This window comes from Sphingomonas sp. (assembly GCF_039594485.1).
Classification (GTDB): Bacteria; Pseudomonadota; Alphaproteobacteria; order Sphingomonadales; family Sphingomonadaceae; genus Sphingomonas.
On record NZ_JBCNNI010000003.1, the window covers coordinates 109024 to 132906 of the forward strand.

The 23883-nt window shown below is 65.1% G+C and carries 17 protein-coding genes and 1 tRNA gene; 8 read left to right on the forward strand and 10 right to left on the reverse strand.

All coding sequences use genetic code 11. The features are described 5' to 3' along the window. Nucleotides 1-67: 67 nt before the first annotated feature. The 4 genes from ABDV78_RS02125 to ABDV78_RS02140 are packed head-to-tail and all read right to left on the reverse strand — an operon-like array spanning nucleotide 68 to nucleotide 8923. Nucleotides 68-2833: a TonB-dependent receptor gene (locus ABDV78_RS02125; RefSeq protein ID WP_343525537.1), complete on the reverse strand. Its 2766-nt coding sequence runs from the start codon at nucleotides 2831-2833 to the stop codon at nucleotides 68-70. A 53-nt stretch (nucleotides 2834-2886) separates the two neighbouring features. Further along, on the reverse strand, nucleotides 2887-5457 hold the full coding sequence (locus tag ABDV78_RS02130; RefSeq protein ID WP_343525538.1) for a cellulosome protein: 2571 nt from the start codon (nucleotides 5455-5457) through the stop codon (nucleotides 2887-2889). 32 nt (nucleotides 5458-5489) lie between these two features. Then, nucleotides 5490-6878 carry an MFS transporter gene (locus ABDV78_RS02135; RefSeq protein ID WP_343525539.1) on the reverse strand — a complete coding sequence of 463 codons (1389 nt, stop codon included), beginning with the start codon at nucleotides 6876-6878 and terminating at the stop codon, nucleotides 5490-5492. After that, nucleotides 6875-8923, reverse strand: coding sequence for a glycoside hydrolase family 31 protein (locus ABDV78_RS02140; protein WP_343525540.1), 2049 nt, complete (start codon nucleotides 8921-8923; stop codon nucleotides 6875-6877). The genes ABDV78_RS02135 and ABDV78_RS02140 overlap by 4 nt, the downstream gene beginning before the upstream one ends. 118 nt (nucleotides 8924-9041) lie before the next feature. Here ABDV78_RS02140 and ABDV78_RS02145 point away from each other — a divergent pair, with 118 nt between their 5' ends. After that, nucleotides 9042-10097 carry a LacI family DNA-binding transcriptional regulator gene (locus ABDV78_RS02145; RefSeq protein ID WP_343525541.1) on the forward strand — a complete coding sequence of 352 codons (1056 nt, stop codon included), beginning with the start codon at nucleotides 9042-9044 and terminating at the stop codon, nucleotides 10095-10097. 379 nt (nucleotides 10098-10476) lie between these two features. On the opposite strand, the gene ABDV78_RS02150 is transcribed toward ABDV78_RS02145, so the two are convergent. The 3 genes from ABDV78_RS02150 to ABDV78_RS02160 all read right to left on the reverse strand — a co-directional run bounded on the left by ABDV78_RS02150 (nucleotide 10477) and on the right by ABDV78_RS02160 (nucleotide 12562). Next, nucleotides 10477-10552 (reverse strand) — tRNA-Ile (locus ABDV78_RS02150). A gap of 146 nt (nucleotides 10553-10698) precedes the next feature. Continuing rightward, the gene (locus tag ABDV78_RS02155; RefSeq protein WP_343525542.1) at nucleotides 10699-10965 is read right to left on the reverse strand and encodes a hypothetical protein; all 267 of its coding nucleotides are present in this window, start codon (nucleotides 10963-10965) and stop codon (nucleotides 10699-10701) included. A 193-nt stretch (nucleotides 10966-11158) separates the two neighbouring features. After that, nucleotides 11159-12562, reverse strand: a complete 1404-nt coding sequence (locus ABDV78_RS02160) for a M20/M25/M40 family metallo-hydrolase (protein ID WP_343525543.1) — start codon at nucleotides 12560-12562, stop codon at nucleotides 11159-11161. A gap of 107 nt (nucleotides 12563-12669) precedes the next feature. Between ABDV78_RS02160 and ettA the strand changes: the two genes are divergently transcribed. Both ettA and ABDV78_RS02170 read left to right on the forward strand, forming a co-directional pair. Further along, on the forward strand, nucleotides 12670-14349 hold the full coding sequence (ettA, locus tag ABDV78_RS02165; protein ID WP_309695939.1) for an energy-dependent translational throttle protein EttA: 1680 nt from the start codon (nucleotides 12670-12672) through the stop codon (nucleotides 14347-14349). Between the two features lie 149 nt (nucleotides 14350-14498). Continuing rightward, nucleotides 14499-15683, forward strand: coding sequence for a histidine kinase dimerization/phosphoacceptor domain -containing protein (locus ABDV78_RS02170; protein WP_343525544.1), 1185 nt, complete (start codon nucleotides 14499-14501; stop codon nucleotides 15681-15683). Nucleotides 15684-15710: 27 nt separating this feature from the next. Here the strand turns inward: ABDV78_RS02170 and ABDV78_RS02175 are convergent, their stop codons facing one another. The 3 genes from ABDV78_RS02175 to ABDV78_RS02185 form a co-directional block, all read right to left on the reverse strand. After that, on the reverse strand, nucleotides 15711-16496 hold the full coding sequence (locus tag ABDV78_RS02175) for an NYN domain-containing protein (protein WP_343525545.1): 786 nt from the start codon (nucleotides 16494-16496) through the stop codon (nucleotides 15711-15713). Between the two features lie 128 nt (nucleotides 16497-16624). After that, nucleotides 16625-17107: a transcription elongation factor GreB gene (greB, locus tag ABDV78_RS02180; protein ID WP_343525546.1), complete on the reverse strand. Its 483-nt coding sequence runs from the start codon at nucleotides 17105-17107 to the stop codon at nucleotides 16625-16627. 30 nt (nucleotides 17108-17137) lie between these two features. Continuing rightward, nucleotides 17138-19147, reverse strand: coding sequence for a lytic transglycosylase domain-containing protein (locus tag ABDV78_RS02185; RefSeq protein WP_343525547.1), 2010 nt, complete (start codon nucleotides 19145-19147; stop codon nucleotides 17138-17140). Nucleotides 19148-19227: 80 nt separating this feature from the next. Between ABDV78_RS02185 and dapA the strand changes: the two genes are divergently transcribed. The 5 genes from dapA to ABDV78_RS02210 all read left to right on the forward strand — a co-directional run bounded on the left by dapA (nucleotide 19228) and on the right by ABDV78_RS02210 (nucleotide 23849). Further along, entirely contained in the window at nucleotides 19228-20127 is a 900-nt protein-coding gene (gene dapA, locus ABDV78_RS02190) for a 4-hydroxy-tetrahydrodipicolinate synthase (protein ID WP_343525548.1), read from the forward strand. Nucleotides 20128-20221: 94 nt separating this feature from the next. Beyond that, entirely contained in the window at nucleotides 20222-20548 is a 327-nt protein-coding gene (locus ABDV78_RS02195; RefSeq protein ID WP_343525549.1) for a 5'-nucleotidase, read from the forward strand. A gap of 115 nt (nucleotides 20549-20663) precedes the next feature. Continuing rightward, nucleotides 20664-21143, forward strand: a complete 480-nt coding sequence (gene smpB / locus ABDV78_RS02200; RefSeq protein ID WP_007403364.1) for an SsrA-binding protein SmpB — start codon at nucleotides 20664-20666, stop codon at nucleotides 21141-21143. Further along, a complete protein-coding gene (locus ABDV78_RS02205) occupies nucleotides 21143-21718 on the forward strand; it encodes a DUF2062 domain-containing protein (RefSeq protein ID WP_343525550.1) in 576 nt (191 codons plus the stop codon). The genes smpB and ABDV78_RS02205 overlap by 1 nt, the downstream gene beginning before the upstream one ends. A gap of 73 nt (nucleotides 21719-21791) precedes the next feature. Further along, complete coding sequence (locus ABDV78_RS02210) at nucleotides 21792-23849, forward strand: M13 family metallopeptidase (protein ID WP_343525551.1); 2058 nt, start codon at nucleotides 21792-21794, stop codon at nucleotides 23847-23849. Nucleotides 23850-23883 lie beyond the last annotated feature (34 nt).

The following is a 23883-nucleotide window of genomic DNA, read 5'->3' on the forward strand; positions in this document are numbered from 1 at the left end:
CATGTTGCCTTCAACCCGGATAATAAGGTGGCAAGCGCAAGCCGCGCGGCCGTGCTTGCCCAACAGCCTAGAAACGGAAGCGCAGCCCAGCGGACAGCAGGCTTGCCTCCCACCGCACGTCGCGGGGATAGCGCGGATCCTTGACGTAGCTGTGATAGGGCGTGCGCAGCAGGTTGGTGGCGTCGACCGTCAGCGTGACATTGTCGTTGACGTTGTAGCTCGCCGACAGGTCGAGCCGCCCGACTGCACCCGAATAGACGGTGGTGAACACGCCCGGCGCGCCGAAACCATCGACGTTCGCGCTGCGATGATTATAGGCCAGGCGCACGCTTGCCGGGCCGAGTTCATACAGGCCGATCACGTTGAAACTGTATTTCGACACGCCGGGCAGGGTGTTGCGACCACCCGCGAAATTGGCCGCGGCGGGCACGACCTGTTCCCCGTCGATATAGGTGAAGTTGGCCTGCATGCCGAGCCCGCGAAGCGCGCCCGGCAGGAAGTCGAAGAAGGTCGTCGCCGCCGCCTCGATGCCCTTGATCGTTCCCGAACTGGAGTTCGACGGTCGGTAGACGAGGATGTTGCCGAACGGCGCGACGTTGACCACCTGCGGCAGCGAATTGATGAAGCCCTCGATCTCGCGGTAGAAGCCGGCCACCGACACCGAGCCGGTCCGCGAGAAATAATATTCGAGCGATGCGTCGTAATTGTTCGACCGGATCGGTTGCAGGTCCGGGTTGCCGCCATTGCCGGTGTAAGAGATATTGCCGCCGATCGTCCCTTGCGAGATGGTCAATGTCGGATTGATCTGGTTGAAGCCCGGACGGGTGAGCGCTTCGGTCCGCGACAGCCGCAGCTTCAGCCGGTCGGTGAAGTGCAACTGCGCGCTGATGTTGGGCAGTATGTCGGCATATTGCGTGGATGAGGCGATCGGAACCAGTTGCGTCCCGCCGCCTGCCACGGGAAGCGAATTGGTGCCTTTCAGATTGTTGCGCGTGACGACCACGCGCGTACCGATCACGCCGTCGACGGGGAAACCGATGTCGAAGGCATAATCGATCTGCGCATAGCCCGAAAATACCTGCTCGCGCGCCGTGAACGCATTCAGCGGGTTGAGCGCCGGCCGTTCGGGTGCCCATGCGCCCTGCGCGCCGGTGTCACCCGCGCGGACCAGCGCGTCGCGGACATAGTCGCGCACGTCATTCAGCCGATCGTTGAAGATATAGGCGTTGGGTGCGTACCAGGATCGGAATTGCTGGACGTCGTCGCCGTGGAACCCGGCCTCGATGATCCCGCCCTGCGACACGCTGGGCACCTTGTTGATCGGGTCGCGCAGGCTGGCCAGCGAAGCGTAGCGGTCGCCATAGGTGGAGCTGGCGTTGCGATCGGCATAGCGAACCCCGAAGCGGAACTTCGGAAACAGCGACGACTGGGTATCCAGCAACAGGTTGCCCTGCCACTGCCACTGGTCGCCCATCGATTTCTGACGGCTCTCGAACAGACCCCGCACGTAGAAGCTGTTCGGGTTGGCGAAGTCGACGCCGCTCGGCACGAAGTTGACGCTCCCCTGGTCGTTCAGACGGACCGCTAATGACAAGGGTGTCGCGGTCTGCGTCTGGAACTGTCCGAACGTGTTGTCGACGATCGACTTGGTGTAGGCGAGATCGGTGGTGAAGACGGCGTTGCCAATCTCCCATCTTGCGCCCAGCGCGCCTTGGAAGGTGTCGGTGCGCCCGCGCCCGAACTCCTTGGTGGGACCATTGACGATGCCGAGATCGACATCGAACGATTCAAGCGTCGTGCGGTCCTGCGTGAGGACGGCGTTGCGGATCGTCGGCGGATTGCCGCCGGTCGTGCTCGACTGGATGGAGATGCCGAAAAAGTCGTTGGCGTTCTTGTTGCGATAGGCCTGCCACAGACCATCGGCGTAGATCATCAGATTGTCGGTCGGCTGCCATTGCAGGGAGCCATTGACCGACGGACGCTGGCGGTTTCCGCGACCATAGAACAGCCCGATATCCTGCGGGAAGGTGAAATTGCGCCCGACCGAGGCCGGCAGGATTTGCTGCGCGGCAGGTACATTGTCCTGGAAGCCCTGATAGCGGACCGAGTTCAGGTAGCGCGTCTGGGTGAAGGACATGTTGAGCAGCGCGCCGATCTCGCCGATCCCGGTCTGCCAGCGATTGCTGACCAGCAGGCTGCCGATAGGGTCGAGCTTGCGCGATTCCGTATTATAGACCCCGCGCGCCGCACCGGCGAGCTGGAACCCCTTGAAATCGAACGGACGACGCAGTGCAACGTCGATCAGTCCAGCGATTCCCCCTTCCAGATTCTGCGCGGTGACCGCCTTGAACACGTCGACGCGCGCAACCGCCTGCGCCGGAAAGTCCTGGATCGCCACGGACCGGCCATCGGCGGTGAAGATCTCGCGACCGTTGACGGTCGTCTGAACGTTGGGCAGGCCGCGGATCAGCACCCCGTTCGCTTCGTCGGCATAGCGGGTCACCTGTACGCCGGTGATCCGCGCGATCGCTTCGGACGCGTTGTTGTCGGGGAACTTGCCGATATCCTCCGCGACCAGCGCATCGACGATCGCATCCGAATTGCGCTTGATATTCTGCGCGTTGCTCAGGCTCTGGCGGATGCCGGTAACGACGATATCCTCGGGGGGAGCCTCAGCGATCGGTGCAGCGCCGGATGGTGCTGTCCGTGACGGCTCGGCCCCGCTCGTCTCGCCCTGCGGGACGGTGGACTGGGCCAGTGCGGGTGTCGCCGCGATCGTGATCGCCAGCGTTGCACTGGACGCGAGCAGGCGTGCCGTCGTCATCAGGGTCATGGTCGCGTTCCTCGTCCTAGATCTTGTTTTTTGTCGTGGTTGGGTGATGATCGTCAGGGTATCGGGGTGATGGCGATCCGGTCGATATTGGGGGCGTAGCGCGAGCGCAGCAGCACGTCGGGCCACACCTGCGAGGCATAGGTCTTGCCATCCCAGTTCGGCTGTTCCTCGCCCGCGATACGGATCGTGTTGGTGCCCGCCCGCAACATCACCGGCACGGTCATCTCCCACCAGTTGTTGCGGTGGAAGCTGTTGGGGAAGGTCGCCAGGACCGGCGTGTCGCCGTTGACCGAGATGCGCGCGATCCGGGCGAGTGGATCGGGGTTGTAATGCGTCGCCTTCGACTGCTCGTCGTTCGAGAAGCGGACCGTCAAGGCATAGCGGCCCGCGCGGGCCACGCGGACGTCGGGGAAGGTGAGCGTGTTGGCATTGCCCGGCGCGCCGCCAATGTCGAACACCGCCTTGCCGCCATCGGCGAGAGACGCCTCGGCAACGCGGGCGGTGCCCGCGACCTGCGCCGCCTCGGCCTGATAGACCTGAATGCCTGCGGCCGGTGCGGCCGTCACGCGCAGTCCGCGCAGACCGGCGGTGTCGGACACGACCACCTTGTTGATGCCGCCCAGCAGGAAAGCCGTGTTCCCGGTCATGGCACGGCCGTTGACGGTCAGCGTCGGCCTTGCGCCCGCGGCCAGCGTGGCGAGCCGTGCCGGTCCATCCTTTGCGGCATAGACCCAGAATGTGGCCGCTCCACCACGCATCCCGGCGTCGCGCACGTCATAGACCTGTGCGTCGTTCGCCGGGGCCTGCGTCAGCGTGATACGGTCGACCAGCGCATTGCCGTTCGTCTGCCCGCGCCCGTCGGTGCTGCGCGTCGCGAGCGTGACGACGTGTCGCCCGGCGTTCAGCGTCACGCTCGTGTCGACATGGTCGAGCACCGATGGCTTGTAACCGAGCGGCAGGTGCAGTTCACCCGCCTCCTTGCCGTCGATGCGCAGGAAAACGTTGGTCGGCCCCTGCGCCTCGGCCAGCGGGTCCTTGTTGAAGGTGCTGGCCAGCACGCGCAGGTCGTAGCGGCCGGTGCGCGGCACCTCGACCGCGAAGTCCAGCGCCGCGTCGTTACCGGATGCGAACCCTTCGACCGAATAGCCGCCCGAGGTGTGGAAGCGGGAGACGTCCTTGGGCGAGCCCTCCGGGCCGCGCACCTTCAGTCCGCTGCCACGGCGGGTTGCCGCTTCCGCCTCATAATCCTGCCGCCATGGCGCGTTGGGCGCTGCCGGGGTGGTCGTGCCCGGCGTGATGACCAGTTCATAGGCCGACTCCTCGCGCAGGGGCGGCAGGCCATCGCGCCCGAATGTCAGCGCCAGCGTACCGTCGCGGACCGGAACCCGCTGGTCCGCGACGACGATCGGCGGCGCGGCATCGCCCAGTTGCCCGGTCCAGGCGATCTCGCGGATCCGCATCTGCGCCGATGCGCCGAAGAACGCGGGCAGTTTCGTCAGCGTCACAGCGGCCGCGCCGTTCTTGCCCCCGAGCAGCAGACGCGCCTGGCGTCGCTCTGGATCGAGCGTCGCGACGCCCTGTAACGTATAGCTCTGGTTGGGGTGGGGGGGCGTGACGTCCAGCGTATGTCCGCTCATCGTCGCATAGGCGTTCAGCAGCCACCATTGCCCGTTGCCGCGGTTCGCCTGCACGGCACTGTCGCTCAGATTGCCGTCGATGTTCCAATAGGCGATGTCGGCGTCGACCTTCGCATCCTCGATCGCGGCGACCCACTGGACCATCTGCCCCGGCACCGAGGTGTGATAGTTATAGGCATATTCGTTGATATTGATCGGCAGGTGGCGACCCTGCCACTTGGTGCCTGCGAAAAGCCGGTCCTCCCATTCACGGTATTTGCGTACGCTGGTGCGGACGGTCGCGGGGTCGCTCAGTTCGTGCCATGTGACGATATCGGGCATGGTGTCCTGCGCGATCGCGTGGCGCAGGAAGCCCTCGACCTGGTCGAACAGGATGCTGGTGTTCGGCCCGGCGATCCGGGTGCCGGGCGATGTCTGCCGCAGCGCCCGTACCGCACGGTCCCAGGCGTCGAAGAACACCGCCGGTTCCTTGAGCCAGCTAACGCCGTTGCAGCTCTTGGCATCTTCGCTGAACATGTTGCCGTCGGGCTCGTTGAACGGCACGAAGACGATGCGGTCGCGGTAGCGCGGGGGCAAACCCCGGACCTGTTCGGCCTGGCGTTTCAGCACCTCGATATAGTTCGTCACCGACTGCGCGCAGTCGCCGGTCTTCCACTTGTAAGGGAACTCGCGAAAGACATCGGTCATGTAGATATAGGTGTCGCCGCCCGACGCGTCGGTCAGCAGGGTGGAGACCTCCAGCGCATCGGCGCCGGGGTGCTGCGGCCCGTCCTGTGCCTTTGTCGACACGGTGCGCAGGTTGATCCCTTCGATCAGGTTCGGGTGCGGCAGTCGTGCGTCGTACAGGCCGTAGAGCGTACCCGATGCGCCGCCATGGAACGCGCCGGTGTTGCTGCTCATGTCGACGGTCAGCCGCTCGGGGGCCTCCTGCGCCAGGGCGGACCAGGCGGTGGAGGCGAACAAGGTGGCGAGAAGAAGATGACGCATGGGGCGGGTTTCCAGGGGAAGGAGGGAAGGGGTCATGCGGCGCGGTCCGCATTCATGCGCGCGATGGTGGCGGCGTTCAGGGCGAGGCGGCTGATCGCGAAGGCGAGCATCAGGTGCATCGCAGCCGGCACGAGCGTGGACAGGGCCCGGATACCGGCCAGCGATAGGGGCGTCTGATTGTCCGCCCCGGCGGTGTAGGAAACGAGGACCAATACCCCGCTGATCAGGACACCCGCCACGGCCCAGGCGAGCTTCACGAAGAACTGGTTGAAGGCAAAGCTCATGCCTGAGGAGCGCATCCCCAGCTTCCACTCGCCATACTGGTCGGCAAGCTGGATCAGCGTGAAATGCAGCGGCAGGGTGCAGCCCAGCACGATGCAGCACAGTCCGACCAGGACCAGCCACAATGTCGGATAGTGGCCCGGTACGAAGAAGGCGCCGACATGCCCCGCGACCAGGATCAGATTGACCCAGATATAGATCGACCGCACATCGTAGCGGCGCGTGAAGGCGGTGACGACGATCGAGCCGATGAACCCGCCGATCGTCGCGATGCCGAAGAAGAAGGCCTGATAGGTCGTGCCGCCCTTCAGCACATAGGTGATGAAGTAGAGCGCCGCGCCGCCCTTGGTGTTGAAGATCGCGATCAGCAGCAGCGTCATCGCGAAGGTGATGCGCAGTTGGTCGTTCTTCAACGTGTTGGCGATCGCGACCCGCAGCGGTGGCTCCTCGGCGGCGGCGAAGGCGATCCGCTCGCGGACGAACAGGAAGCAGATCAGGAACATCGCGACCGCCGCAAGGCTCAGGATCGCGACGCCATCGCGATAGCCGCGCGCGACGTCGCCGCCGCCCAGATGGCGGACCATGATCGGAAGGCCGACAGACACGGTGAACGACGCGATCGCCACCATCGCGAACCGCACCGACTGGCACGCGACGCCTTCCTCGGCGCTGTCGGTCATCCGCGTGACGAGAGCGCAATAGGGAACGTTGTTGAGCGAATAGGAGAAGGCGAGCAGGAAATAGGTGATCGCGGCATAAGCGACCTTCCCGTCCTCTCCCAGATCGGGCGACTGGAAGGTCAGGAAGCAGCTAAGCCCCACCGGAATCGCGGTCCACAGCAGATAGGGGCGAAATTGTCCCCAGCGCGTCCTGGTCCGATCGGCCATGATCCCGATCAACGGATCGGATATCGCATCGAAAATGCGCAAGGACAGGAACAGGATGCCGACCACGCCGGGGGCGATCCCGAAGACGTCGGTATAGTAGAAGGTCAGGAAGTTGGCGATCAATCCGGTGATGATCGTACCGCCCGCGTCGCCAAAGCCGTAGGCGATTTTCTCGCCGAATGAAACGCCCGGCCTCGGTGCGTCACGCGGCACGATGGGGGCGGCGTCGCCCTGTTGCATGATCGTCGTCATGCTAGGGAATCCGCGAAAGCCTGCGCCACCAGGGCGCCGGCACGGACGAACACGGGCAACCGTTCGATCGGCGCGGCGCACCTGGTCGTCTTGCCGCCCGCCTCGGGCCTGCCGGTCCAGGCATCTATCCAATCGCCCTCGGGCAGCCAGACCTCACGCTCGACAATCCCGGCCGCCATGACGGGGGCCACCAGCAGGTCGGGACCGAACATATATTGGTCGTCCACCTCCCAACTGCGCGGATGTTCGGGAAAGTCGTAGAACATCGGCCGCATCGGCGGATCGCCCGTTTCGTGCGCGGTCCGCATCAGTTCTGCGACATAGGGCCGCAATCGCTCGCGCAGCGCCGCGAGACGACGGAGGATAGCAAAGACGTCTTCGCCGAAGCTCCAGAGTTCGTTGCCCGCGCCCGTGTCGCACTGCGCCACGCCGTCGCGGAACGGCTCGGCCGGCGGGGTGATCGGATCGCGATGGCCGTGCATCCGCAATACCGGCGTGAATACCGCCCATTGGAACCAGCGGATCATGAGTTCGTGAAACGCCGGATCCTCGACATGCCCGCCGTGGAAGCCGCCAATGTCGGTCGTCCACCACGGGATGCCCGCCATCGCCATGTTCAGCCCCGCGCTAAACTGGTTGCGCATGGCGGTGAACGAGCTGTGTATGTCACCCGACCACACCAGCGCGCCGTATCGCTGGCTGCCTGCCCAGGCGCAGCGCACCAGGCTGACCATCTCCGTCTCGCCTTGCCCGCTCAGCCCGTCGTGCAGCGCCTGGGCGTAATGGAACGGATAGGCGTTGCCGACCGCGAGCACTTCGCCCGCGTGATACCGGTAATTGTCGAAATCATAGGCGCCATATTCCGGCTCCGCCTCGTCCAGCCAGAACAGACGGACGCCCTTGTCACCGTAATTGCGCTTCAGCGTCTGCCAAAGAAAGTCGCGCGCGCCGGGATGCGTGACATCGAGGAAGCGCGTGTTGCCGAGAAATTCCTGCTGCACGTCGACCCCGCGGTTCGCGCGGACCAGATAACCCCGCTCGACCAGTGCCTGATAATTTTCGGAGCGGGCGTCGACGGTCGGCCAGACCGATACCATCAGTTCGGTGCCCATGGCCTTCAACTCGGCGCACATGGCGGCCGGGTCGGGCCATTCCCGACTATCAAACCGCCAGTCGCCCTGCACCGGCCAATGGAAGAAGTCGGCGACGATCACCGCCAGCGGAATGCCGTGGTCGCGATAGGTGCGGGCAACCGCCAGCAACTCGTCCTGCGTCCGGTAGCGCAACTTGCTCTGCCACAGTCCCAGCGCGAAGTCGGGCATCATCGGTGGGGTGCCGGTTACTTGTGCATATTGGCGCACAATCTGGGCAGGCGTGTCGCCGGCGGTGATCCAATAGTCGATCTCATGCGCGGCATGGGACGTCCATACCACACCATTGGCGGCGAAACAGGCTTCGCCGATCGCCGGGCTGTTCCACAACAGGCCATAGCCATGGCTGGACACGACGAACGGCACGCTCGCCTGCGAATTGCGTTGCGCCAGCTCAAGCACGCAACCGGCCAGATCCAGGTTCGGCTGTTGATACTGGCCCATGCCGTACAGCCGCTCGCCAGGCTTCGCCTCGAAGCGGACCGTGATCCTCGCCGCGCCGCCGGGCAGTGGCCGGAACTCACGGCCCGCCAACCCAAGTGCGCTGATCGTATCGACCGTTTCGCTGCCGATCGTCCAGAACTTGGCGACCGTATCGCGCTGACGCCATTTTTCTTCCAGCAGCAGGCGGCCATGGCCATCCAGGAAGCGCACACGCCCCTGAAGATCGAGTTCGGCGGTGATTCCACCATTGCGGATCCGGGCTACCGCGCCATCGCGCTCGATCGTCGGCGTGACCGGGGCGATGTCGAGCAATGCGCCGGGCGAGGCCGGGCGCTGTGCGAATGTGGAGGCGCGAAGTCGCAACCCGTTCGGGCCATAGGCTTCGATTCGGACCCAGTCGCCGTCATAAGTCCAGGCGATTGCTCGCTCTTCATGCGTCAGCGTTTCCACGCTTTCCTCCTCCCCGTCTCGGCCTGTTTGGTCCGTAAACGTTTACGGATTTGTGCGTTTCAACTAATCTCCTGTCAAGCCCCTTGCGTTGCCGTCGTTCGGCGGCGATCAGATGGACATGGACATTCGGGCTCTTGCGGGTCGTCTGGGCTTGTCGATCGGTACCGTGTCACGCGCGCTGAACGACCGCAAGGACGTCAGCCCCGTCACCCGCCAGCGCGTGCTGGAGGCGGCGGCGGCCTTTGGCTACACGCCCAATCAGTTCGGTCGCACGCTGCGAATCGGTCGTACCGCGTCCATTGGGTTCATGCTGACGCTGGAACATGACAGCGCGGTGCACGGCGATCCCTTCTTCATGGCGCTGATGGCAGGCGTGCAGGCCGGACTGGTCCCGCATGGCCTCGATCTGGTGATCCTGCTGGCCCGCAAGGGCGAGGATGGAGAGACGTTCCTGCGCCGTCATGTCGCGCGTGGGACAGTGGACGGCTGGGTTCTGTCCGGCACGCAGTATGAGGATGCACGCATCACCTTGCTATCGGAGCGCGGTATCCCGTTCGTCGCGCTCGGACGCACCGCGTCGGTCCAGGATTATGCGTGGATCGACCTTGATTTCGAGGGCGTGGTGGCGGAAGCGATGGCACTGCTACTGACCAACGGCCATCGCCGTATCGGCTTGGTGACCCCGCCGGTCGCGATCAACAACAGCCATGTCGTGGTCGCGGAATATCGCGCCGCCCTTGTGAAGGCCGGGCTGTCGATCGATGAGGCGCTGATCCATCGCGGCGATACCGACGAGCATGACGGCGAGGCGGCTACCCGGGAGTTGATGGCCCTCCGCCACCCGCCCTCCGCCTTGTTGCTGATGGGCGAGACAGCGCCCGTTGGCGCTTATCGTGCGCTGCGCGGGTTGGGGCTGGAGCCGGGACGGGATATTGCGGTCATTGGACTGCGCGACAATCCGATGTGTCAGGCCTTGTCACCTGACCTCACCTGTTTCACCCTCGACCTGAACGCGCTTGGTGTAGCGCTGGCGCACGAACTGGTTGCGGTCATCGCGGACAAGGGAGGCGGAACGCGCCAGAAACTGCAAATGCGATGGCCGCTGGAATTCCGGCTGCGACGCAGTCATGAGGTCAACAGGTTCATCTTGGATCGGGCGGGTGACCGCCCCTGACGCGAGGGGATTGAGGGCCTGTCACTTGCCCCCTGGCGAGGTGGTTTATACCAGTGTTGCCTTAAGTTGATGGCTCAAGTATTTGCAAATACGATGTTTTATGAACTGGCGCTGCCATGTAAAACCTGTCCCATAGCGCTTGCCTCGATTCATGGCGGGTGAACGCACAACTACTCCGCGGGACCAAACACCTAGTTCCAATCAGACCGGCGTGCTGAGCCGCTTCGCGAAGGTGGCGGCGATCAGTCTGCTCTCGGCTACCCCCAGATCGGCCGGGTTGTAGCGGTCGCTATGGGGCCTGTTGGGACAAATCCATCCCCTCAAGTCGTGGCTTGCTGGGGCTTTATGGGACATTTGGAAATAACGTGGTTGTGGACTTTGGTGGGCCCGGCAGGACTCGAACCCGCAACCTAGCCGTTATGAGCGGCCAGCTCTAACCATTGAGCTACAGGCCCCACCTGAATGCGTCCGTAGCGTGACGCGTGCGTATTTCGCAACGGCGGATCGATGATCCTTGCAAAGAAAAAGGGCGCCTCCACGAGGGAAGCGCCCTTTCCTGACATAGCAGTCGGCGCTTCGGACCCGAGGGTCCGAGGCAGCATTACTGCATGTTGTCGGCCTTGGCGTCGGCAGCGTCACGGACGTTGTCGGCGGCGGCGTTGATGTTGTCGGCAGCGTTCTCGAGCGAGGCAGCGGCAGCACCGTTCGAGGTGTTGTCGGCAACCGCTTCGAGGTTGTCAGCCTGCAGTTCCATGTTGTCGGCCAGCATGTCCGCGTTGTTTTCAACAGCGGCCGCTTCCGGCGACTTCGTGCAGGCGGCCACGGACATCAGGCCGGCGGCAGCGAGAACAAAGGCAATCTTCTTCATTCGAATGCTCCCAAGCATAAGCAATCATCGCGGCCGACCCGAATGCCGTCGCGAAGCGGCTCAAATAACGCGCGGTTCATCGCGGTCAATCCGCAAAATTCACATAACCGCAAGGTTCGCGACGAACCGATGGCAGGGATCGGGCTTTTTCAAGGCGTTGCCTTCGCCGAACGGTTGCCGTCGAGCCGACAGTTTATCGCGGTTTTACAGGGTCGATCGGTTCCGGCGCATTGGCCACGACGGCCAGCATGGCGGTCCAGGCGGCGACATTCTGGCGCAGCGCGGGCAACGCCACCCGGTCCAGCACGTCGTCGGGCGTGTGATGGGTATCGAAATAGTCCCATCCCGACTGGTTCAGGTCGATCGCGGCGGTGCCCAGTTGCAGGGTCGGGCCGATATCGGTGCCGTCGCCGCCAGGCGCGCTTCCCCGGGTGATGCCGAGCGGCGCCAGCGCGGTCTGCAACCGGTCGGCGACCGGCGTCGCCTCCTCCGGCAGGTTGACCTGGAAGCGCCAGATGCGATCGGCGCCGAAGTCGCTTTCCGAGGCGGTGGCGTGACGCTCGGCGGCATGGGCCTTGGCATAGGCCGCGCCGCCCATGCCGCCGACCTCTTCCGCGCCGAACCAGACAACGCGGATCGTGCGGCGGGGCGTGCCGGCCTCCATGATCCGCTTGGCGGCCGCGGTGGTGATCGCCAGGCCGCTGGCATCGTCGATCGCACCGGTGCCCAGATCCCAGCTGTCGAGATGGCCGCCGACCAGCACGATGCCGGCAGACGGATCGCTGCCCGGAACCTCGGCGATGACATTGCCCGATTCGCGCATCCCGACCATGCGCGGCGTCAGGACGAGTTTCATTCGGACCGGGCGCCCGCGTGCGGCGACCCGCTCCAGTTGCTCGGCATCTGGGACCGACAGCGCGGCGGCGGGGATGGGCTTCACGCCCTGGGGAAAGTTGGTGGTGCCGGTATGGGGGAATCGGTGATGATCGGTCCCGATCGAGCGGATCACGATCGCGAGCGCGCCCCGGCGGGCGGCCAGCGCCGGTCCGGTGAACCGCGCCGTGCCATAGGCGCCGTAACCCGCGCCGTCCTGCGTCCGGGGCATGGCATTGCCGATATAGACGATCTTGCCCCTGATCGCGTCATCGGGCGCAGCCTGGAAGGCGGCCATGCTGGGGAAGACGGCGACTTCGGCGGTCAGTCCGGCGGCGGGCGTCGCGCCCGAATTGCCGAGCGCCGCCAGGGTCAGCTTCTGTGGAAAGGGCGCCAGGATTTCCGCGCTCTCGGCCCCGCGCTCCCAGACCGGCATCTGATAAGGCTCGACCCGGACATTCTTGAAGCCGAGCGCGGTCAGCCTGGCAACGGCCCATTCGCGGGCCCGCGCCTCCGCCTCGGTGCCCGCCAGCCGCTGTCCGACTTCGGTCGTCAGCCCCTCGACGATGGTCCAGGCGACGTCATCGGTCAGCGCGGCGTCGCGCAGGCGTTCGACCTCGGGCGAGACGGCGGCGGGCAGGGGAGGCGGCGTGCGCTGGGCGAGTGCGAAGATGGGAGTGGCGAGGGCGGAGGCGGCCAGGGCCGCGAAAAGGAAGCGGTTCATGCGCCGGACTGTTGCCCAGTCGGTCCCGTTTGCCAACCGCCTGCCCACCGACTACATGGGCGGAAAATATCCAATAGTCGCAAAAAAGCACGGAGCTCCGCGCCGCCATGGCCGTCCAATATACCTATGTGATGAAGGGTCTGACCAAGACCTTCCCCGGCGCCAACAAGCCTGTCCTCAACAACATCCACCTCCAGTTCCTGCCGAGCGCGAAGATCGCGATCATCGGCCCGAACGGCGCGGGCAAGTCCACGCTGATGAAGGTGATGGCGGGCATGGACACCGACTTCACCGGCGAGGCCTGGGCCGCCGAAGGCGTCCGCGTCGGCTATCTGGCGCAGGAGCCGCAGCTCGATCCGGCCAAGGACGTGATGGGCAACGTCAAGGACGGCGTCCGCCCGATCGCCGATCTGGTCGATCGCTTCAACGCCATCTCGGCGGAAATGGGCGATCCCAAGGACGACACCGATTTCGACGCCCTGATGGAAGAGATGGGCGAGCTTCAGGCCAAGATCGACGCGGTCGACGGCTGGTCGCTCGACAGCCAGCTCGAACAGGCGATGGAAGCGTTGCGCTGCCCGCCGGGCGATGCCGATGTCACCCGCCTGTCGGGCGGTGAAAAGCGTCGCGTCGCGCTGTGCAAGCTGCTGCTCGAAAAGCCCGATATCCTGCTGCTCGACGAACCGACCAACCACCTCGACGCCGAAAGCGTGTCGTGGCTGGAAAACTATCTGAAGGAATATACGGGCAACGTCATCCTCGTCACCCACGACCGTTACTTCCTGGATAACGTCGTGAACTGGGTGCTCGAGCTGGATCGCGGCCGCTACTACACCTACGAATCCAACTATTCCGGCTATCTGGAAAAGAAGGCCAAGCGGCTGGAGCAGGAAGAGCGCGACGAGGCGGGCAAGCAGAAGGCGATCGCCGACGAACTCGCCTGGATGCGTCAGACGCCCAAGGCCCGCCAGACCAAGTCGAAGGCGCGTATCCGCGCGTTCGAGGAACTGATGGAGAAGCAGGAGAACCGCGTCGCTGGCAAGGCGCAGATCCTGATCCAGATCCCCGAACGCCTGGGCGGCAAGGTGATCGAGGCCAAGGGGCTGACCAAGTCCTATGGCGACAAGCTTTTGTTCGAAAATCTCGACTTCATGCTGCCGCCGGGCGGTATCGTCGGCGTGATCGGGCCGAACGGCGCGGGCAAGTCGACGCTGTTCAAGCTGATCACCGGCCAGGAACAGCCCGACGCGGGCACGATCGAGATCGGCTCGACCGTCAAGCTCGGCTATGTCGACCAGAGCCGAGACGAACTCGATCCCAACAAGAATGTCTGGCAGGAAATCTCCGACGAGCTGGAGGTCTTCCGCTTCGGCAAGCAGGAGCTGGGGACGCGCGCCTATGTCGGCGCGTTCAACTTCCGCGGCCCCGACCAGCAGAAGAAGGTCGGCCAGCTGTCGGGCGGTGAACGCAACCGCGTCCATATGGCCAAGATGCTGAAGGAGGGCGGCAACGTCCTGCTGCTCGACGAACCGACCAACGACCTCGACGTGGAAACGCTGCGCGCGCTGGAAGAGGCGCTGGAGACGTTCGCGGGCTGCGCCGTGGTCATCAGCCACGATCGCTTCTTCCTCGACCGCCTCTGCACCCACATCCTGGCCTTCGAGGGCGATAGCCATGTCGAATGGTTCGAGGGCAATTACGAATCGTACGAAGAGGACAAGCGTCGCCGGATGGGCGATGCCGCCGATCGTCCAACGCGTCTGGCCTATAAGAAGCTGACCCGCTGATCCCTGACATCACCGGCTCGCGCGACGCCCTTTCCGAGCGATCGGAAAGGGCGTCCTCATGTCCGGCTCCGGCGATCGGGTTTAAATGGATGGGACGAATCCCCATTTCGGCCGTTATAAGCATAGGGAAATAAAGGGTTCGGTCGGGAATGGCGGTAGTCGAGCAGGCGCAGGGCGAGGATCAGGAGATCGCCGGCGCGGGACAATTGCATTATCGGCTCCGTCAGCAATCCGTCCTGGCCGCCTTTGGTATCGAAGCGCTGCGGGCGCGCGATCTTGATCCCATGTTGCAGCGGGCCACCGAATTATGCGCAGAAGGGATGCGATCTTCTTTCTGCAAGTTCCTGGAATATAGGCCGGATCGCGATTCGTTGCTGGTCCGTGCCGGGGTCGGTTGGGGGGCGGGCGTGGTCGGATCGACCGAGATGCGGACCGATATGGGTTCGCCCGCCGGCTTTGCGCTCCAGACGGGGCAGGGGGTGATCTCCAACCATCTTGAGCAGGAAGAGCGGTTCCGCACGCCGCAGTTCATGGCGGAGCACAAGATTCGCCGCGCGATCAATGTCCTGGTCGAGGCGTCGGGCCAGCGCTACGGCGTGCTGGAGGTCGACAGTTCCGATGAGGGGCGGTTCGAGGAGGCGGACCTGGCCTTCATGCAGGGGTTCGCCAACCTGATCGGCGTCGCGATCGAGCGGCAGGAGGCCGAGCGTCGCCTCGCCGAGGCTGTCGAGCATCAGAGGCTGTTGACCCGCGAGGCCAGCCACCGCGTGAAGAACAGCCTGGCGCTCGTGTCGGCCATGCTCAACTTGCAAAAGCAGGAGGATGACGACCCCCGCGTGCTGCGCATGCTGAACGATGCGCAGGCGCGGATCACCGCGATCGCCCAGACGCATGATCAACTATGGCGCGGCGAGCGGGTGGGTATCGTCTCGCTCGACGATCTGGCCTGCGGCATCGCGCATCAGCTAGCCGAGCAGGCGCAGAACCATCACGTCCATTGTGAGATCGAGGCGATCGAGATGAACGCCGACACGGCGATTCCGATCGGCCTGATGCTGACCGAGTTGCTCACCAATGCGATCAAATACGCCTATGACGAGCGCGGCGGCAGGATCGACGTGGCATTGCATGTTCGCGACGCGCACCTCATCCTGTCGGTTCGCGACCAGGGCAGGGGGCTGCCGGCCGATTTCGACATGAAGGCGGCGTCGCGCCACAGCCTGGGCATGCGGATGATCGCCAGCCTCGCGCGGCAGTTGCGGGGTGAGGTCCGGTTCGAGGATGCCGCCCCCGGCACCTGCGCGACCCTGACCATGGCCTATCCGCAGGGGTGACGGGTCGGTCCGGCGTATGCCGGGATGTCAGCGCAGTCTCTTTACGAACGTCCGCCCATCCTCGCGCCGTTCGGTCTGGAAATTGGGGATCGCCTCGATCAGGTCGGAAAGCCGCTTGAACCCATAGTTGCGGGTATCGAAGCTGGATCGATTGCCCGCAAGCTGCCCCATCGCCGACAGGCTGGCAAAGCCCCGTTCGTCGCGTTTCACCGAATTATACGCATCGACCAGCAGCTTGAGCAGCTCTTCGTCGATCGGGCGCGGATTGCCCGCCGTCCGCTTCGACGGCTCGATCGAGGGCGGCAAAGAATCGGCGAGCGGCACGTCGGCGGCAACGGGCTTCGTCGTGGGAATGGCGGCGGAGCGGGTCGCCTCCGCGATCAATGCGCCGACATCGATGAAACGGCTGCACGCCTGCTTGAAGGCCTCGGGCGTGCGCGAATTGCCGAAGCCATAGACGGGGAAGCCGTCCTGTCGGATGCGTGTCGCCAGGGGCATGAAGTCGCTGTCCGACGACATGATGCCGAACCCGTCGATCCGCCCCCGGAACAACAGGTCCATCGCGTCGATCGTCATCTTCATATCGGTGGCGTTCTTGCCCTTGGTCAGGTCGAACTGCTGCTGTGGCTCGATGCCGTGCTTGACCATGACGTCGCGCCATCCTTTCAGGCCCGGCTTGGACCAGTTGCCATAGGCGCGGCGGACATTGACCGTGCCCAGCTCGGCCAGCACCGTCAATACGGGGTCGATGGCGGCGGACTGGGCATTGTCCGCGTCGATGAGCAGGGCGATGTTGCGGGTCAGGGCGTTCATGTCGTCCGTCTAGCAAAGCCGGGACGCTACGGCCATTGCGTCCGAATGCCTTATTGGCGATCGAATTTCGTGAGCTGGACACTGGGCATGTCGCCTCCCTTCGCCATCGAGGATCGGAGGTATCGTCCTCAATCTGATGGATAAGTTATAGAAATAACCTCATATTCCCGTTCGCCAGCGGGGAGGGTGACGCGGCGGAGATCCCCGACGGCGGCGCCCCGCAGCGCACGGGCCAGCGGCGCGTTCCAGCCGACGCGCCCCTTGCCCGCATCGGCCTCGTCATCGCCGACAAAGGTCAGTATGCGCTCCTGATCGTCTTCGTCGGCGATCGTCACGGTTGCGCCGAACCAGATTTTGGATCGATCCTCCTGCCGGGCGGGATCGACGACCTTGGCGGCCTTCATCCGCCTGGAAAGCCAGCCCAGCCGCCGGTCGATCTCGCGCAGGCGCTTGCGGCCATAGATATAGTCGCCATTCTCCGACCGATCGCCATTGCCCGCCGCCCAGGCGATGGTGTCGACCAGCTTGGGGCGCTCGACCGCGAACAGCGCCTCATATTCCTGACGAAGCGCGGCATAGCCGGCGGGCGTGATATAGTTGGGACGGTCCATGACCCCGCTCTATCGCGCCCGCCCCAGCGATCAACCCGGTCGAGAGGACTTGCCGAGATACCAGCTCAGCGGGGTCGGCCCCCGGCTGGTGGCGCGCGCGGGGTTCATCAGGTCATAGACGACCGCGTTCTCCAGCACCCGCTGCACATAGTTGCGGGTTTCCGAATAGGGGATCGCCTCGATCCAGTCGACGATATCGACGCTGCCGGTGCGTGGATCGCCGTTCAGGCGAAGCCACTTGTTCACATTGCCGCCGCCGGCATTATAGGCCGCGATGGCCAGCGGATAGCTGCCGAAATTGTTGCGGATCCGCTCGAAATAGCTCGCGCCCAGCCGGATCGACATATTGGGGTCGGTGGTGAGCGAGGCGGGGGAGTAGGCCAGGCCGATCTTGCCCGATTGCTCGGCGGCGGTGCCGGGCATCAACTGCATCAGGCCGCGGGCACCCGCCTGGCTGACGGCGGCGCGGTCGAACTGGCTCTCCTGCCGGGCGATGGCGTGGATGATCGTCCAGCTCGATTCGTAACCGGCCGGAACGGGCACGGTCGGGAAGCCCGCCGCCGAATAGTCGGTCAGCCCGTTCTGCATCGCGCTGCGCCCGACCATCACCGCCAGGTCGGGGCGATTGAGGCTGCGCGACAGATCGGCGGCGAGCAGATGGTCGGTTTCGTCCTCCGCATCGGCGGCGATCTGGCGGATGAACGCGGTCTGGTCCTGCCACTGGCCGATCATGCCCAGGAAACGTGCCGCCCGCACCGTCTCGCGCGCGTCGAAGGCCGCCTTGGCGGCCGGCGAGATACCGTTCGACGCGATGGCGGGGGGCGCGACGAGCGGGCGGCCCGTCCGCTCCAGCGCCAACTGGCCATAGAATTGATCGCGATACTGCGCCGCGCGATTGTAGAAGGCGGCGGACTCGGCCGAGCGACCCGCTGCCTCCGCCGCGCGTCCCGCCCAGTAGAAGCCCTTCGCCCGGGTCTGCGGCGACTGGCTGCCGCGACCATAACGGTCGAACAGCGTCATGGCGTCGGCCGGGCGCGCCAGCTTCATCGCCGTCTGGCCCGCGAGCCAGACCAGGCTGGTATAGTCGTCACGCTCGCCATAGGGCTTGGTCGACACATCGGTCCCCGCCGGATAGGCGTCGTCGACCTGCCGCGCGATGTCATAGGCGGTCTGGAGCTGATTGTCCGCCGCCGCCGCACGGGCGTTGACCAGCAGCGTCTCGTAGAATTTCTCGACATTGCCTGGGCGGGTGGTCAATTGCCGCGCCCGCGCCAGCCAGGCGCGCGCCGTCAGGCTGTCCCCCGTATTGCGCAGCCAGGCCGCACGGTCGGCGACATAGCCCGCGTCATTGGCATAAAGTTCGGCCGTGGAAGCGGACAGGGCGGCGGCATCCGCCGACTGGGTGCGGAAGGCGAGGCGCGCGGCGAAGATCGGCCGACGCGCGGTGCTGGTATAGCCCAGTTGTCGCGCGGCCGCGCTCGTCTGCCCGCTCCAGAGCAGGGCATCCATGCGCGCATCGTGATCCTCGGGGCTGAGAGCGGCCGCGAAGGTCGACATCACCAGCGCCTCGTCGGTGGGCGACAGGGTGCCGCGCCGCCAGGCTGTCCGCGCCGCCTGCGCCGCTTCGGCCGACGCGCCGGTCGCCAGCAGCGCGCGGGCATAGGCGACGCCGCCGGTGGCCGACTGGGGCGGGAAGCGACGGAAATAGGCGACGATGCTGGCCGGCGCGGACGTGAAATTCGCCGCCTGTCGCTCGGCCGCGCGACGGAAACCCGCCTCGCCAGGCCAGCGGGGGTGCGCCATCACGAACCCGGCATAGCTGTCGAAGGGCAGCGAATCGGTCTGTTGCAGCGCCCGCCACTGGGCCAGGGCGGCAACGATCGCGCCATCGGCGGGCGCGGGCATGCCCTGTGTCTCCGTGCCGGGGCTCATATTCGCCATCTGGGTGCGATAGCGGTCGAGTTGATCCTGCCCGCCCGGCGAGATCAAGGAGCCTGTCAGCGTCGCGAGGATCGCCCCCGCCTTCGTCAATGCCATCATAGTGGACAGAATAGGGCCTCTACCCGTACATGTCCTGAACAAATTGCTGATTTCGGCGCAACGGGAGCGCATTTCCTCTCATGTTTTCAGGGTCCATACCGGCGCTTGTGACGCCGTTCGACGATCAGGGCGATCATATCGGCGGAGCGTTCGACGAAGCCAGATACCGCGATTTCGTCGAATGGCAGATTGCGGAGGGCTCCACGGCGCTTGTCGCCTGTGGCACCACGGGCGAAGCCGCGACCATGCCCAAGGACGAGCATTTCCATGTCGTGCGTGTCTGTGTCGATCAGGCGCGGGGGCGTGTGCCGGTGATCGCCGGGGCCGGATCGAACGATACCATCGTCGCGATCGACAATCTGAAGGCCGCGCAACAGGCCGGGGCGGATGCGGCGCTGATGGTCCCGCCTTATTATAACCGGCCGAGCCAGGACGGCATCGTCCGCCATTTCGCCGAACTGGCCAAGAACGCACCGCTGCCCATCGTCCTCTACAATGTGCCCGGTCGTACCGTCACCGATATCCAGCCCGCGACGCTGATCCGGGTGGTGCAGTCGGCGCCCGACGTGTTCGTCGGTGTGAAGGACGCCAGTGGTGTCCTGGCGCGCGTATCGCATCATCGCTCCGCGCTCGGCCCCGATTTCTGCCAGTTGTCCGGCAATGACGATCTGTCGCTGGCCTTCAATGCGATGGGCGGCGTCGGCTGCATCTCGGTTACCGCCAATGTCGCGCCGCGCCTGTGCGCCGAGTTCCAGGCGGCCTGCGCGGCGAGCGAGGGTGCGCGCGCGCTCGAACTGCATGACCGGCTGTTTCCGTTGCACGAGGCCATGTTCGCCGATGCGTCGCCGGGGCCGGTGAAATATGCGATCAGCCGGATCATGCCGCATTTCCCGACCGGGGTCCGCCTTCCCATGACCTGGCCGTCCGAGGCGGCTCGGGCGCAGGTCGATGCGGCACTCGCCCATGCTGGATTGATCTGAACCGAAGAGGCGGGGTCGGTCGGCACCGGCCCCGCTTCCGCCGCAATTGTCGCCCACCTTCCCGCCAGGTATCTGGACAGGGAGATCGGGGTCGATGTGGGTCGCGGTGATGATCGCCATGCAGGCCGGTGCGGTCGCGGGGCCGGTCCTGCCCGTCCCGCGCCGCCCGGAGGCGCCCACCCGCTGTCCCGTCGGTGAGACGGGCGACGACGTCGTGGTCTGCGCCCGCTCGGCGGAAGAGGACCGGCTGCGGCCCGTCCCGGACTATTCCAAGCCGCTGTCCTTGCCCAAGGCGCGGACCGAGATTCCTGGAGTCGGCACCCTGTCGGGCGAGGTCGAGCAGGCCGGGGTGGGCGGTTTCCCCAGCAACCGGGCGATGATCCGACTCAAGATCCCGCTCGGCGGACGTCGCCGTCCATGAGGAGGTCGGCATCATCGCCACGTCGGGACACGCCGCCGCGATATGACGCGGAAACGGGACAATGCGTCGGCAGCGGCTTTTCAGGACAGATTTGAACGCCTACATCGGCCCATCCATGCGCCCGAAACCCCAGACATTCGACAAGAAGAAGATCGTCGCCGAGAACCGGCGCGCCCGCTTCGATTATGCCATCGAGACGACCTATGAGGCCGGTATCGCCCTGACCGGGACCGAGGTGAAATCGCTTCGTTTCGGCGAGGGATCGATCGCCGAATCCTATGCCGAGGTCCGCGGCGAGGAGGTCTGGCTGGTCAATTCCAATGTGCCGGAATTCAGTCATGGCAATCGCTTCAACCACGAGGCGAAGCGTCCGCGTAAATTGCTCCTTCATGAGCGCGAAATAAACAAGCTCCACGGTGCGGTGGCGCGCGAGGGCATGACCCTGGTGCCACTGATGATCTATTTCAACTCGCGCGGTCGCGCGAAGGTGGAGCTGGCATTGGCGAAGGGCAAGAAGGCGCACGACAAGCGCGACTCGATCAAGGAACGCGATTGGAAGCGTGAGCAGGGCCGTATCCTGCGCGATCGCGGCTGATGGCGTCGGCCGTGCCCACCATGTGGGGCCGCACCATGGGCTGGGTGCGGCGGAACATGCCGACCCGCGATTCGATGGAACGGAACCGGTTGCTCCGTCCGGTGGCGCACCGGGTGCTGGCCCCCGAACTGTGGCGCTTCACCCGCCGGTCGGTGCCGCGCGGCGTGGCGCTGGGCATCGTTGCCGGGTTTCTTTTCCCGGTCGCGCAGATCGCGATCGCCGCGGTGTTCGCCTTGCCGTTCCGCGCCAATGTGCCGGTCGCGGCGCTGACCACCTTCATCACCAATCCGCTCACCACGCCGATCCTGTGGCTGATCGCCTATCGGATCGGCACGCTGCTGTTGCGCAGCGACACGCCGATCAACACCCAGCCCGTGGCGGAGGCCGCGACGGGATGGTTGCAATGGTCGACCAGCGCCTTTCACTGGCTCTGGGAACAGGGCCCTGCCTTCGGCCTGGGGCTGTGCGTGCTGACGGCGGGCGGCGCGGTGCTGGGCTATGCGATCTCGGCGCTCGGCTGGCGGCTCTGGATCGCACGGAAATGGCGTAACCGTCGCAGAACAGCCGCAATTTAGCACGGCGTACCGATTTGACTGAGCGTATCAGCCCGCTACAACGGTGGCATCACTGTCCTATTCGGGAATTCAGATGCGCTCCGTCCTGATCGCTGTTCTTCTCTCCTCCACCGCCGCCACCGGCTTTGCCCAGACCTCCGCCCCGATCGACAAGGCGGCCGTCGGCCCGGTCAAGCCGGGGGCCCGGAACGGCCCCGAGATCGGCGATTTCGGCTATGACATGGCGGGGCGCGATACCTCGGTGAAGCCGGGCGACGACTTCTTCGATTACGCCAACGGCACCTGGTACAAGAACACGACGATCCCGACAGATCGGTCGAGCTATGGCATGTTCCACGTCCTGCAGGACCGCTCGCTGGAACAGACCCGCACCATCCTGGACGAAGCCGCGAAGCGTCCGGGTGACAAGCCCGGCGATTTCTATGCCAGCTTCATGGACGAGGCCGCCGTCAACGCCAAGGGTGTCGCCCCGGTCAAGCCGTGGCTGGCCGCACTGCGCGCCACCCGCGATCGCACCGCGCTGGCGGTGGAGATGGCCAAGCTCCAGCGGCAGGGCGTCGGCGCCCCGTTCGGCGTCTATATCGGGCAGGACGACAAGGCCCCCGACACCTATATCGCGAATTTCGGCCAGAGCGGTCTCGGCCTGCCCGACCGCGACTATTATCTGAAGGCCGACGATAAGCTGGCGACGATCCGCACCGCCTATCAGGCCTATCTCGCCAGGATGCTGACGCTGGCGGGTGAGCCCAATGCCGAGGCGCGCGCGGCGGCCGTCTTCAACTTCGAAAAGGCCCTGGCCAATGTCCACTGGACCCGGATCGAGAGCCGCGACGCCGACAAGACCTATAACAAGTGGCTGGCGGCCGATTTCACCGCCAAGGCCCCCGGCTTCCCCTGGGCGCAATATATGCAGGCGCTCGGCGTCTCCGGCCGCCCGGCCTATCTCGTCGCCCAGCCGAGCGCGGTGACCGGCGAGGCGAAGGTCTATGGCGAGACGCCGCTGAATGTCCTTCAGGACTATGCGATGCTGAAGGTGCTGCGCAGCTACGCGCCGTATCTGTCGAGCGATTTCGACAAGACCAACTTCGCTTTCTACGGCACGACCCTGTCGGGCACGCCCGAGCAACAGGCGCGGTGGAAGCGCGGCGTCACCCTCGTCTCCAACGGGCTGGGCGAGGAAGTCGGCAAGCAATATGTCGCCAAATATTTCCCGCCGGAATCGAAGGCCGCCGCCGATGCGCTGGTCAGGAACCTGATCTCGGCGATGGGTGACCGGCTGCGCAATCTGGAATGGATGGCGCCCGAAACCAAGCAGAAGGCGCTGGCGAAGCTCGCCGCCTTCACGCCGAAGATCGGCTATCCCGACAAGTGGCGTGATTATTCCGCGCTGCAGATCCAGCGCGGCGACCTGGTCGGCAATGTCGCGCGCTCCAATGCGTTCGAGTACCAGCGTGACCTGAACAAGCTGGGGCAGCCGATCGATCGCGGCGAGTGGTTCATGACGCCGATGACGATCAACGCCTATGCCAACCCGCCGATGAACGAGATCGTCTTCCCGGCGGCGATCCTCCAGCCGCCCTTCTTCGATCCGAAGGCCGACCCGGCGGTGAACTATGGCGGTATCGGCGCGGTGATCGGGCATGAGATCAGCCATCACTTCGACGATCAGGGGCGCAAGTACGACGCCACCGGCAAGCTGACCGATTGGTGGACGCCGCAGGACGTGGCGCGGTTCAAGACCTTCACCGATGCGCTGGTGAAGCAATATGACGGCTATGAGCCGCTGCCGGGTCAGCATATCCAGGGTGGCCTGACCCTGGGCGAGAATATCGCCGATCTGGCGGGCCTGACCGTCGCGCTCGACGCCTATCACAAGTCGCTGGGTGGGAAGCCCGCGCCGGTGATCGATGGCACGACGGGCGACCAGCGTTTCTATTATGGCTGGGCGCAGGTGTGGCGGACCAAGTGGCGCGATGCCGCGCTTCAGCAGGCTTTGCTGTCGGACCCGCACTCGCCGGGGCACCAGCGCGTGCTGACCGTCCGCAATCTCGATCCCTGGTATGCGGCATTCGGCGTCCAGCCGACCGACAAGATGGCGCTGACCCCGGAAAAGCGCGTCCGAATCTGGTAATCGCCTTTGGGCCGGGCGGTGGTCGGGCGCGGAT

Bases quoted from the DNA above. Each gene is read 5' to 3' on its own strand.
- ABDV78_RS02125 (WP_343525537.1), bottom strand. From the start codon at position 2,833: ATGACCCTGATGACGACGGCACGCCTGCTCGCGTCCAGTGCAACGCTG.
- ABDV78_RS02130 (WP_343525538.1), bottom strand. From the start codon at position 5,457: ATGCGTCATCTTCTTCTCGCCACCTTGTTCGCCTCCACCGCCTGGTCC.
- ABDV78_RS02135 (WP_343525539.1), bottom strand. From the start codon at position 6,878: ATGACGACGATCATGCAACAGGGCGACGCCGCCCCCATCGTGCCGCGT.
- ABDV78_RS02145 (WP_343525541.1), top strand. From the start codon at position 9,042: ATGGACATTCGGGCTCTTGCGGGTCGTCTGGGCTTGTCGATCGGTACC.
- ABDV78_RS02155 (WP_343525542.1), bottom strand. From the start codon at position 10,965: ATGAAGAAGATTGCCTTTGTTCTCGCTGCCGCCGGCCTGATGTCCGTG.
- ABDV78_RS02160 (WP_343525543.1), bottom strand. From the start codon at position 12,562: ATGAACCGCTTCCTTTTCGCGGCCCTGGCCGCCTCCGCCCTCGCCACT.
- ettA (WP_309695939.1), top strand. From the start codon at position 12,670: ATGGCCGTCCAATATACCTATGTGATGAAGGGTCTGACCAAGACCTTC.
- ABDV78_RS02170 (WP_343525544.1), top strand. From the start codon at position 14,499: ATGGCGGTAGTCGAGCAGGCGCAGGGCGAGGATCAGGAGATCGCCGGC.
- ABDV78_RS02175 (WP_343525545.1), bottom strand. From the start codon at position 16,496: ATGAACGCCCTGACCCGCAACATCGCCCTGCTCATCGACGCGGACAAT.
- greB (WP_343525546.1), bottom strand. From the start codon at position 17,107: ATGGACCGTCCCAACTATATCACGCCCGCCGGCTATGCCGCGCTTCGT.
- ABDV78_RS02185 (WP_343525547.1), bottom strand. From the start codon at position 19,147: ATGATGGCATTGACGAAGGCGGGGGCGATCCTCGCGACGCTGACAGGC.
- dapA (WP_343525548.1), top strand. From the start codon at position 19,228: ATGTTTTCAGGGTCCATACCGGCGCTTGTGACGCCGTTCGACGATCAG.
- ABDV78_RS02195 (WP_343525549.1), top strand. From the start codon at position 20,222: ATGTGGGTCGCGGTGATGATCGCCATGCAGGCCGGTGCGGTCGCGGGG.
- smpB (WP_007403364.1), top strand. From the start codon at position 20,664: ATGCGCCCGAAACCCCAGACATTCGACAAGAAGAAGATCGTCGCCGAG.
- ABDV78_RS02205 (WP_343525550.1), top strand. From the start codon at position 21,143: ATGGCGTCGGCCGTGCCCACCATGTGGGGCCGCACCATGGGCTGGGTG.
- ABDV78_RS02210 (WP_343525551.1), top strand. From the start codon at position 21,792: ATGCGCTCCGTCCTGATCGCTGTTCTTCTCTCCTCCACCGCCGCCACC.